The organism is Halomicronema sp. CCY15110 (genome assembly GCF_016888165.1).
Lineage (GTDB): Bacteria > Cyanobacteriota > Cyanobacteriia > Phormidesmidales > Phormidesmidaceae > Halomicronema.
The window spans coordinates 1-10759 of sequence record NZ_JACSWC010000213.1; the positions used below are offsets into that span (position 1 = coordinate 1).

Here is a 10759-nt window from a genome sequence, read left to right on the forward strand (position 1 = left end):
GTTTGGCGTCGCTCCCCTTCAGCGCTTTACCAATATAGCGACTCCACTCCTAACTGTCAATCACTTTGATGGAGAAAAATCTCAGCCGGGAAGTGACTAGGAATATAAGGACAGGAAACTACCCTCAACACGACTGTTCCGACTATCGATATTACCGAGCTCTTGAAAATGATGGTTGTCTTCTCCGGTTAACGCACCTCGAAAAAATCAATCTTCTGCATAGGCTAATCTTTAGCTGACATAAAGACTTCCGGGCTTTGGCGACAAGCTTTTTACTATAAAGACTAGAGATCGACTGGCCGCTAGGACGACTGCCCGCTCAATGAGGCATCATCGCCTGCACGGCCAGTTTCTCGTGATTGCCGTCCTCACAGGAGTCCTGCATGGTTGAAAGTTATCAACCGTCTTCCGAACATACCCTTGACCGTGACTGCACGACGTTGTCGCGCCACGTGCTCCAGCAGCTACAAAGTTTTGGCCCCGAAGCCCAGGACCTAAGCGCCTTGATGAACCGCATTGCTTTGGCCGGCAAGCTTATTTCGCGTCACCTATCCCGGTCTGGTCTGGTGGCTGACACCCTAGGCTTTACGGGCAAGACGAATGTGCAGGGTGAGGACGTCAAGAAAATGGACGTCTTTGCTAACGACGTGTTTATCTCGGTGTTCAAGCAAAGCGGGTTGGTGTGTCGGCTGGCCTCCGAAGAAATGGACGAGCCTTACTACATTCCAGAAAATTGCCCCATTGGCCGTTACACCCTGCTGTATGACCCGATTGATGGTTCCTCGAATGTTGACATCAACCTAAATGTGGGGTCAATCTTTGCCATCCGTCGCCAAACTGATGACGATCTGGATCAGACGGCGGCTGATTTGTTGACCCACGGACGCGATCAACTCGCTGCCGGCTACATTCTCTACGGCCCAACGACGGTGCTAGTTTATTCGATTGGTAACGGCGTTCATTCCTTTACCCTTGATCCCAGTTTGGGCGAATTCATTCTCACCGCCGAAAATATTCAGGTACCTCAGCACGGGCCGACCTACAGCGTGAATGAGGGCAACTTTTGGCAGTGGGAAGAGTCAATTCGCGACTTTACCCGCTACGTGCATCGACATCAAGGGTATTCCTCACGCTACAGCGGGGCTCTGGTGGGCGACTTTCACCGCATCTTGATGCAGGGAGGCGTCTTTTTGTACCCTGGCACCAAGAAAAATCCCGCCGGCAAGTTGCGGTTGCTGTATGAAACTGCGCCTTTAGCATTTTTGATTGAGCAAGCCGGTGGCCGCGCCAGCACCGGCACGGAACGCTTGCTCGACGTGGTACCAGCGGAACTGCATCAGCGCACGCCGCTAGTCATCGGCAGCACGGAAGATGTGGCCCTAGTGGAATCGTTTGTGCAAGAGCGGCTGCGCGAACAAGCGCCGATCTCGGCTCCCTAAGTTCATCTGGGTAGCGATCGCGCCCACAAATGTCTAGATTGCGGCAATTCACTTTGCTAAACGCTCGGATTAATTGCTCCATATTTCGTTTGCCTTGCTTCTGTTCATTTAGCCCCCCGCAATATCTATGGTTAGTCTGCTCGAAAATCCTTTGCGCGTTGGCCTGCAACAAGATCGCATTCCCGACCCGCAGATTTTGGTCATCTTTGGTGCCTCTGGCGACCTGACCCAGCGCAAACTCGTGCCCGCGCTATACCAGATGAAGATCGATCGCCGCTTGCCTCCCGAACTCACCATTGTCGGCGTAGCCCGACGTGAGTGGAGCCACGAATTCTTTCGTGAGCACATGCGAGAAGGCGTGGAAGAATTTGGGGGCGGTCTCGGCAACGAAGCGGTCTGGAACAACTTTGCTGACGGGCTGTACTATTGCCCCGCCAATATCGACCAACCAGAAAGCTATCAGAAGCTCAAAGCCTTTTTGGCAGAGCTGGACGAAAAGCGCGGGACTCGCGGCAATCGGGTGTTTTATCTATCCGTTGCACCGCGATTCTTTGGCGAAGCGGCGCGTCAGCTCGGCGGAGCTGGGATGCTCAGCGACCCCAGCAAGCAGCGCCTGGTGATTGAAAAACCCTTTGGCAAGGATATCGGTTCAGCGCGAGTGCTCAACCGGGTGGTGCAGGAGGTCTGCAAAGAAGAGCAAGTTTACCGCATCGACCATTATTTGGGCAAAGAGACGGTGCAAAACCTGATGGTCTTCAGGTTTGCGAATGCCATCTTTGAGCCGTTGTGGAATCGACAATTTGTGGATCACGTGCAAATCACCGTGGCGGAAACGGTGGGCTTGGAAGGCCGCGCGGGCTACTACGAAACCTCGGGGGCGCTGCGCGACATGGTGCAAAATCACCTGATGCAGCTCTTTTGCTTGACAGCGATGGAAGCGCCCAATTCGCTCGATGCCGACAGCATTCGCAGTGAAAAAGTCAAGGTGCTGCAAGCCACCCATTTGGCCGACTTGGAAGATCTTTCTAAGTGTGCCGTCCGCGGTCAATATGCCCCCGGTTGGATGAACGGCAAGCAGGTGCCCAGCTATCGGTCTGAAGAGGGGGCCAGCGACACCTCGACGACCCCGACCTATGCCGCCCTGAAGCTAATGGTCGATAACTGGCGCTGGAAAGGGGTGCCGTTTTACATGCGGACGGGCAAGCGGATGCCCAAGAAGGTATCGGAAATTTCCATCCACTTTAAAGAAGTGCCGTTCATGATGTTTCAGTCGGCGGCGAAGCAGTTGAACCACAATGTCTTGGCGCTGCGGATTCAGCCCGACGAAGGCATTTCGATGCGCTTTGAAGTGAAGACGCCGGGGAACTCGCTGCGGACGCGAACAGTAGAGATGGATTTCCGCTATGATGCGGCCTTTGGTAAGCCCAGCACGGAAGCCTACGGTCGCCTTTTGGTCGATTGTATGTTGGGCGATCAAACTCTGTTCACGCGAGGGGATGAAGTGGAAGCATCTTGGCGGATGCTGACGCCGCTGTTGGAGGTTTGGGATGCCCCAGCGGATCCTGATGTGATTCCCATGTATGAAGCAGGCACCTGGGGACCAGTGGAGTCGGAATTATTGTTGAATTGCGACAACCGCCGCTGGCGACGACTCTAGCATCATCCTTAAGTTCTCCGGACTACGGGAGAAATCCGGTAGCATAAGTGCGCATCTGACACTGCATTGCGACTCGATTTGACTGACGATTTAGAAGACTAGCTCGACTCTGTCCCTCATCTCTGAAGCTGATATGACCACTACCCCCCTTGTTGCGCTACAAAAACCGAAAGGCATTTCGATCGAGGAAATCGAGAGCGAACTGCGGAATATTTGGCGGAGTCAAAACGATGGGGCCACGGCTCCGATGGCGACCCGTGCCAGCACCTTTAGCATTGTGGTTTACGAACCGGAAGAGTTTCAGCAATTGCTCGCCGCGCTGACTTTCTATAAGGAGGTGATCGACGGCATGCATGGCCCGAAAACGCGGGAGGCGATTCGCCAAGCGCAAATGGCTTACGGTCTACGGGTGACAGGCCGAGTCGATGAAGTGACGCTATCTCGACTGCGGCAAGAGTATGCCAACTTATCCGATAGCCAGCAAGCGTTTGCGAATGCTGATTTGCGGGGGTTTAATCTGAATGAGGCGATCGCGGCCCAAAATCCTTGCCGCGTTATTACCCTGTGTCCGACTCTGGATGGGAATGACGACAACGTTACTGCCCAAGTCTCGGCCTATTGCCCCGTGCAAAAGCGCAACGTGAGCAATCTGATTTGCTGTGAATACATCACTCTGCGCGGATCTAAGGCAGCGCTTGATCAAGTCGCTGGCATCGTCTCCTCCCTGATGATTGGCGATCTACCCAAGTTTGTTTGGTGGAAGGCAACCCCCAATCCCGAACAGACTTTATTCAGCCAACTTTCTGAGACGAGTAATTGCCTAATCGTCGATTCCAGCTACTTCAGTGACGCCGAGTCGGAACTGAATAAGATTCAAGAAATTACCGAAACGGGTAAATATATCGCCGACCTCAACTGGCATCGCCTTTTCCCCTGGCAGGAGCTGACAGCGGAGGCCTTTGATCCCCCCGAGCGGCGGGATGCCCTGGCCGAAGTTGACCATATCAGCATCGATCATGAACCTGGCAACGCCGCGCAGGCCTTGCTATTCCTCGGGTGGTTTGCTAGTCGTCTCGGTTGGACACCCACCCGTTATGTTCACGAAGGCGGTGACTACGGCATTCGGAAGGTCTATTTGCAAAGCAGCTTGGGGGGACAACGTGAGGTAGAAGCCGAGTTAGCAGCGATTCCCGTGGCGGACGTTGGCGAAGTCATTGGCGACCTGATTGGCATTCGGCTGACCTCCGACAATCAAGAAGCTGATTGCTGTACCATCCTCTGTTCAGAAACAACGGGCTGTATGCGGATGGAGGCTGGCGGCGGTGCCCAGGCTTGCCGCGTCGAAGAGGTGAGTGCCATTTCTGATCAACGGGCTGACCTGATCTTGAGCCAGCAACTCCAGCGCTGGGGTGAAGATGTGCTTTATCAAGAAAGCCTCGCCATGGCGGATCAGATTCTGCGCTTGTGCCCGTAATTAAAGGGATTCAGCGGACATTTCCCGGGAGTAGGTCACATTAAATCCCTCGATGGGAAGATTTTGCCGTTGGGTTCCCAGAATTAGGAAGGCGAAATCAACTTTCAAAAATATACGGGGTTTGAACGCTGAATCCCTGGTGAGTCTAGAACTCAAGTGCGAGGCTCAAAGCGACCATTCACTAAAGTGGACTCTGGCTCAAATCAGTCCTATTGAGAGAACTTTGGCTTTCAGCCTGGTCAATTGATGATCGGGCTGACGGCGGCTAAATTGGTTGCAAAATGTTTCGCCAATGGTATCAGCATGGGGGCGACGAAGGGAGGCAAATGCTGAATTTTGCTCGTTCATTCGAACCGAATCTTATCCTCAAGGGTCTGCAGATGCGCTTGATGCCCCGCTCCCACTGCTTGTTTCCTCACAGGTCTCTCTAACAAAGTGCTTTCAGGCATTCCCAAAGCCCAGCCACAACGCTGCGAACTCTGACCCTGCCAGCCTACAAACTGCATAGGGTTCCAGGCTGGGCTCGCAACTTGGCGGCGGCGGTTATGTTCATGGAAGATAGCAATCCGCTGTTAGGTTCGCGCACCTTAAAATCTCAAAAGCCTTGTGCCTAGAGGGTTTCACTTTTGAATGTTGAACTTTGCCTTTTGGATTTTGCGATATTCCTAGTTGATGCGCCTGTTGTTAATTCCATCAGCTCGATTTTTGCTAAGGGCCATTTTTCTAGGGGTGATCGGCCATGATGTTGGATTCTTCGTCGGGTGAGTAGGGTGTTGGCGAAGCCTGTCCAGAGGACAATCGCTGACGCAATGCTTGGGCCAAAATACCGTACTTGGGGGCAAAAATCATCGCCAGGATAAACAGCCCCGTGAGCACGACAACGATGGTGCCACCGGTCGATAGATCAAAGTGGTAGCTCAGGTAGGTGCCAAAGACGCAGGAAAAAACACTGCTGCCGACGGAATAGAGCAGCATATGGTCGAAGCGATCGCTCAACAAATACCCAATCGACCCCGGCGTCACCAGCATGGAAATCACCAAAATGATGCCTGCGGTTTGCAGCGCCGCGACAATCGTCAGAGCCAACACACTGAGCAAGGTGTAATACATCACCCCAGTGCGCAGCCCGATCGCCTTGGCATGATTGGGGTCAAAGCAGTAGAGCAGTAGGTCTTTGCGGCGCAGCAAGATCACAATCAGCGTTAAACATCCGGCAATCAAGGTTTGAATGATATCTGAGCGAGAGATTCCGAGGACATTGCCAAAGAGGATGTGAAACAGATCCACATTGCTCGGAATTTTGGTGATCATCACCAGTCCGAGGGCAAAAAATCCGGTGAAGACAATGCCAATGACGGCGTCTTCTTTGAGTCGCGTTTTGGATTTGATGTAGCCGATCGCTACCGTCGCCCCAAAGCCGAAAACAAACGCCCCGATCGCAAAGGGAATATTCAGCGCGTAAGCCACCACCACCCCCGGCACCACCGCATGGGAAATGGCATCCCCCATGAGCGACCAGCCCTTGAGGGTGATGTAGCAGGATAGCACCGCACAGACCAGCCCCACAAAGGCACTAACCCAAATTGCCCGCACCAAAAACGCATATTGAAACGGCTCTACCAGCCAATCCCACAGGGCTGAGGCCATCACGAGCTGATTCACGATGCCTGCACCTCAACCCCATCAAACACTTGATGCAGTTTAGTGAGGGGCAAACCGCCAAAAGTCATTTCCAAGTTCTCTTTTGTAAAGGTGTCTGCGGTGTTGCCTTCCGCCAAAATGGTGCGGTTGAGCAAAATAACGCGATCGCAAAATGTCGAAATCGAGGCCAAATCGTGAGTCGAAATGAGAATCGTGTGGCCTTCTGCCCGCAGTTGCAGCAGCAGATCAATCATGCGCTTCTCGGTTTTGACATCCACCCCGGTAAACGGTTCATCCAGCAAGATCACCTTGCCTTCCTGGGCCAAGGCCCGGGCGAGAAAAGCCCGCTTCTTTTGACCGCCCGAAAGTTCCCCGATTTGGCGATCGCGATACTTGACCATACCCACGCGCTCTAGACTTTCCATCACCAAACGGCGGTCTTTCGGGCTGGGAATCCGCAGCAGATTCATGTAGCCGTAGCGCCCCATCATCACCACGTCAAACACGCTGACAGGAAAGTTCCAATCCACTTCGTCCGCCTGGGGCACATAGGCCATCAACTGCCGCTTTTGCGCCTTCTGCACCGGCAAGCCACCGACCCGCACCCGCCCCTGGTTCGGCTGCAAAAATCCCATGATGGATTTGAAGAGCGTTGATTTTCCCGACCCGTTCGGCCCCACCAACGCCGTAATCGTACCGGGCTCAACGGTACAACTGGCGTTATACAGCGCTAAGCGCGCGTTGTTGTAAGTCACACTGACGTTATCAACGGCAATATCAAAACGAGGAGACGGGGTTGGCATGGCAAGTAAATTGTTGAATTTTGAATTTTGAATTTTTGGTTTTGGATTCAGGACTGTGGGTTGATCTGGTAACTAGAGTTGGTGCCCAGCCCCTTGGCCCTTTGACGGCTTACTCCGCATTCGTCCCGGCCAGTAAGCCGTTTGCAATCACCCGCGCGTCATATTCCAACAGGTCAAGAAAGGTGGGCACCGGGCCTTCCTCCGTGGACAAGGAATCGACGTAGAGGTTGCCACCAAAGCGGGCTCCGGTAGCTTCGGCGACTTGTTTCTGCCCTTCGTCGCTGACGGTACTTTCACAAAAAATGGTGGGTACGTCGCTGGTTTTGACCTGTTCAATGACGGTCTGTACCTGCTTGGGGGTGAATTGCTGCTCGGCGTTGATGGGCCACATGTAGACTTCCTGCATGCCGTAGTCCCGTGCGAGGTAGGAGAAGGCTCCTTCGCAACTGACGAGATAGCGCTGGTCATCGGGCACTTGCGCCAAATCAGCGGAGAGTTGCGCGTCGATCGCTTTCAACTTTTCGCTATAGGCGGCGGCATTGGCGTTGTAGGTGTCCGCATTGTCCGGGTCGAGGGCCACAAAGGCTTGGCGAATATTTTCGACATAGATCAGGGCGTTGCGGGGCGACATCCAGGCGTGGGGATTGGGCTTATCGGTATACGGCCCCTCGGCAATGGGAATGGGCTCGATGCCTTCGGTCAACAGCACAGCGGGGACATCTGCCACATTGCCGAGAAATTGCTCAAACCAGCGCTCCAGATTCATCCCGTTGTAGAGCAATAAGTCAGCGTCTTGAGCCTTCACAATGTCGCTGGGGGTCGGCTCATAGCCGTGAATTTCGGCCCCGATGCGAGTAATGGACTGCACGTCAAGCTTATCGCCAGCGACGTTTTGCGCCATGTCGGCCAACACGGTAAAGGTGGTCAGCACCTGCTTTTTGCCTGTAGATTCGGCCTCTGAAGGGGTGTCTGCGGCCAATTCAGGCGTTGCCACGATATCTTGAGATGACGAAGAGGGAGTCGTTTCGGGGGTTCCGCAGCCCGTCAGCCAGACCCCGAGCGCCAGACCAGAGGCCACCAATATACCTTTGACAGAAAGTGATGTTGCCATAACGAGGAAATGCTTTTCACAATCGTTTCATATTTCATTTTTACCTCATTTTTGAAATAGTCACCAGTGGGGCGATCTCGAACTCTCCGACCTGGGGGAGCTTAACGCTGCTCACAGCAACACGATGGGAACAAAATTCTGGGACTAGCTCTGCGTGTCGTTTTGCGCTCGGGGACATGACAGCCACAAGCCGCCAGATGGTGGCTCATCCGGCGGCTTGTTTTAGGGTGAGGTGAATTCGGTACCTGGCCAGTTTGCCCCAATTAAGGCGTTGCCCTCGTCAGAGACCGGAAATCGACTACGCCAAAACAGTTCCTGAACTGGATGTGGTTTAGTAGCGGATTTGCAACGTGACAGTCGCGTTCACGGTTTGCTCGCCGCCAATCACCGGGGTCGCCTCAGCGAGTGAGTCCGCCGCTGCCAACCGGGGTTGGGGAATGGGCATCGGCGGCGCTGCACCATTGATTTGAATGCTGACGATTTCTTCGGCATTGAAATCTAGAGTGCCCAACACGACTTGAGCCTGAGTCTGAGCATCAGCAACCGCCCGCTGTAAAGCCACATTGCGAGCCACCTCAATGGCCGCATCGCTGGCCCGAAAGCTTACCCCTTGAATGCGGGTGGCCCCAACCGCAACAGCCTCATCCAACAACGCGCCCACGGTGTCGATGGGCATTTCAAAGCTGACGGTGTTGGTAGCGATGTATCCCGTCAAGTCGCGCTGATTGTCAAAGTTGCGATATTGGGGATTGAGTCGGATGCCCGTAGTTTGTAGCTGCTCGACGTTGCGATCGCGGAGCAAGGCCACCACTGCCGTCGATCGCTGGGCGGCCTCAGCTTGGGCCGCTTCGGCGGTTGCGGCTTCAACCTCAACCCCCAAATCCACCTGAGCAATGGCGGTTGCAATATTTTCTTCCCCCTGACCAGTGACGGTTAATACTCGCATGGCGGCTTCTTGCGCGATCGCGGGCGGAGTGACCATCGGAGCCATCATGCCGACCCCGGCCCACAGCGCCCATCCCAAACAAGCAGTCGAAAATACTTTCCTCACGATTCCTACTTCCAGCAACAACTGTCTCTACCATGCCAGCCGTTAACGCTGAGCAGGCCAATGTTGCGATTTTGGCAACGCTCCGCTGGCGTGACTTCATGAATCGCTAGCTTCCGCCGCTCCCGCCATGTGTACCTCAAACACCAAATCGTCAATGGCAACGACATCCCCGGCAAACAGCTTGCGACCGCGCCGCAATTCCATTTCGCCGTTGACTTCCACCTCACCATTTTGAATCAGTTGCTTAGCCTGGCCGCCCGATTGTACGACCTGCTGCCACTTTAGGAATTGATCTAACTTGATGAACGGTTCGCCTGTTGCTGTCGTACCCATCGTGATTTTTTGCCTCAGCTTTCCTTTTAGTGTACGGGGCAATAATGACGCGATCGCCCCCCGCCCGAGCCGAATTTGCTCGTAGCACCGCCCCCACAGCGCAAAAGCGGTGACCGACAGCAATTCACAATGGCGAACGTCTGCAACTCACCGCTTTTAACTCACCCAAACTACATCATGAATGACTGCGGGCATCTGGTTGCCCGTATTGTCCTCAGCAACTTTCGCCGTGGGGCCGTCTGGCAAAATTCCGAGCAAGGCTGAGTCTACCTCGTCATATTTAACTCTGTTACCGTTCCCCAGGCGATGACTTAGAGCGGATTACTCCTGAAGCGATCGCCGCCCTCGCTGCGTCGCCCACCACCGTTGTCATTGCGGGGGCGAGCCTTATTCACTCGCAACTCACGCCCGAGCCACTCAGCGCCATCTAGCGCGGCGATCGCCTTATCTTCATGGGCGTCTTCTGCCATGTCAACAAAGGCAAATCCCCGCTTGCGGCCCGTTTCCCGATCGGTGGGCAAGCTGATGCGCTTAACTTCGCCGTAGTCAGCAAACACTCCCCGGAGATCATCCTCCTCCGCTTGAAATGACAAATTACCGATGTAAATAGTCACAGTACTCTCCAAACAAACCTAAAAGTAGATCCGATATCTCACCTAGTTGCTTATGAAATGTCTGTAGAAGACGGCAACTTTGAGAGATGTTGGCGCGATCATAGCTGATTAAAATTTGAACCTTAGTAGTCCACCTCACATGTCGGCAATCTGGGCTAACAGCCATCTAGCCAGTGAGTAAAACCTGCTTGAAGTTGTGCCGAAAGACTGTGTTCCAAGCCTGCAAGCATCATTCAAGTAAATGATTAAGAGTTATGTACCCTCAATCATGGTCGCTAATTAAGGATCTAGGAAATGTCAAAGAATCTGGAAATTTCATATCCCGCTCAGTTTTTTGAGCGATCGCTACCCCTTGGTTCAAATAATCTTTAATGGTCTAGACATATCTCGAAACGCAGGCTGTTGAGACCAGTCAGTAATCGACGCATCAACTGAATTTGAATCCCGAGTCCAGCTCACAGCGGCCAGCGGCAATCGGTTGGCCCTTGGGCAGGAACGTCGGAACTGGTGAAGCTGCCGAGGACAAAGCGCCGTGAGCGCTGCCACCTCCCGGTGCGTGAGGCTACTAAGTACACATAAATCCCTCCTGGGCTAGTGACCATCCCTGAAAGATGGCCTCAAATTTCCTGAGCCCCT

9 protein-coding genes are annotated in these 10759 nt (G+C 53.7%); 3 read left to right on the plus strand and 6 right to left on the minus strand.

What is annotated here, in order from left to right:
• Nucleotides 1-383 precede the first annotated feature (383 nt).
• The 3 genes from fbp to opcA all read left to right on the plus strand — a co-directional run bounded on the left by fbp (nucleotide 384) and on the right by opcA (nucleotide 4570).
• Nucleotides 384-1439: a class 1 fructose-bisphosphatase gene (fbp, locus tag JUK32_RS07495; RefSeq protein ID WP_204138231.1), complete on the plus strand. Its 1056-nt coding sequence runs from the start codon at nucleotides 384-386 to the stop codon at nucleotides 1437-1439.
• Nucleotides 1440-1566: 127 nt separating this feature from the next.
• Nucleotides 1567-3096: a glucose-6-phosphate dehydrogenase gene (gene zwf / locus JUK32_RS07500; protein ID WP_204138232.1), complete on the plus strand. Its 1530-nt coding sequence runs from the start codon at nucleotides 1567-1569 to the stop codon at nucleotides 3094-3096.
• 133 nt (nucleotides 3097-3229) lie between these two features.
• Nucleotides 3230-4570: a glucose-6-phosphate dehydrogenase assembly protein OpcA gene (gene opcA, locus JUK32_RS07505; RefSeq protein WP_204138233.1), complete on the plus strand. Its 1341-nt coding sequence runs from the start codon at nucleotides 3230-3232 to the stop codon at nucleotides 4568-4570.
• A 723-nt stretch (nucleotides 4571-5293) separates the two neighbouring features.
• On the opposite strand, the gene JUK32_RS07510 is transcribed toward opcA, so the two are convergent.
• From JUK32_RS07510 to JUK32_RS07535, 6 genes are all read right to left on the minus strand, one after another.
• Nucleotides 5294-6232: a metal ABC transporter permease gene (locus JUK32_RS07510; protein WP_204138234.1), complete on the minus strand. Its 939-nt coding sequence runs from the start codon at nucleotides 6230-6232 to the stop codon at nucleotides 5294-5296.
• Complete coding sequence (locus JUK32_RS07515; protein ID WP_204138235.1) at nucleotides 6229-7014, minus strand: metal ABC transporter ATP-binding protein; 786 nt, start codon at nucleotides 7012-7014, stop codon at nucleotides 6229-6231. The genes JUK32_RS07510 and JUK32_RS07515 overlap by 4 nt, the downstream gene beginning before the upstream one ends.
• Before the next feature lie 109 nt (nucleotides 7015-7123).
• Complete coding sequence (locus tag JUK32_RS07520) at nucleotides 7124-8125, minus strand: metal ABC transporter substrate-binding protein (RefSeq protein ID WP_204138236.1); 1002 nt, start codon at nucleotides 8123-8125, stop codon at nucleotides 7124-7126.
• 331 nt (nucleotides 8126-8456) lie between these two features.
• Nucleotides 8457-9176, minus strand: coding sequence for an SIMPL domain-containing protein (locus JUK32_RS07525; RefSeq protein WP_309224508.1), 720 nt, complete (start codon nucleotides 9174-9176; stop codon nucleotides 8457-8459).
• A gap of 96 nt (nucleotides 9177-9272) precedes the next feature.
• A complete protein-coding gene (locus JUK32_RS07530) occupies nucleotides 9273-9509 on the minus strand; it encodes an RNA-binding S4 domain-containing protein (RefSeq protein WP_204138237.1) in 237 nt (78 codons plus the stop codon).
• A gap of 311 nt (nucleotides 9510-9820) precedes the next feature.
• On the minus strand, nucleotides 9821-10123 hold the full coding sequence (locus JUK32_RS07535; protein ID WP_204138238.1) for an RNA-binding protein: 303 nt from the start codon (nucleotides 10121-10123) through the stop codon (nucleotides 9821-9823).
• Nucleotides 10124-10759: the final 636 nt, after the last annotated feature.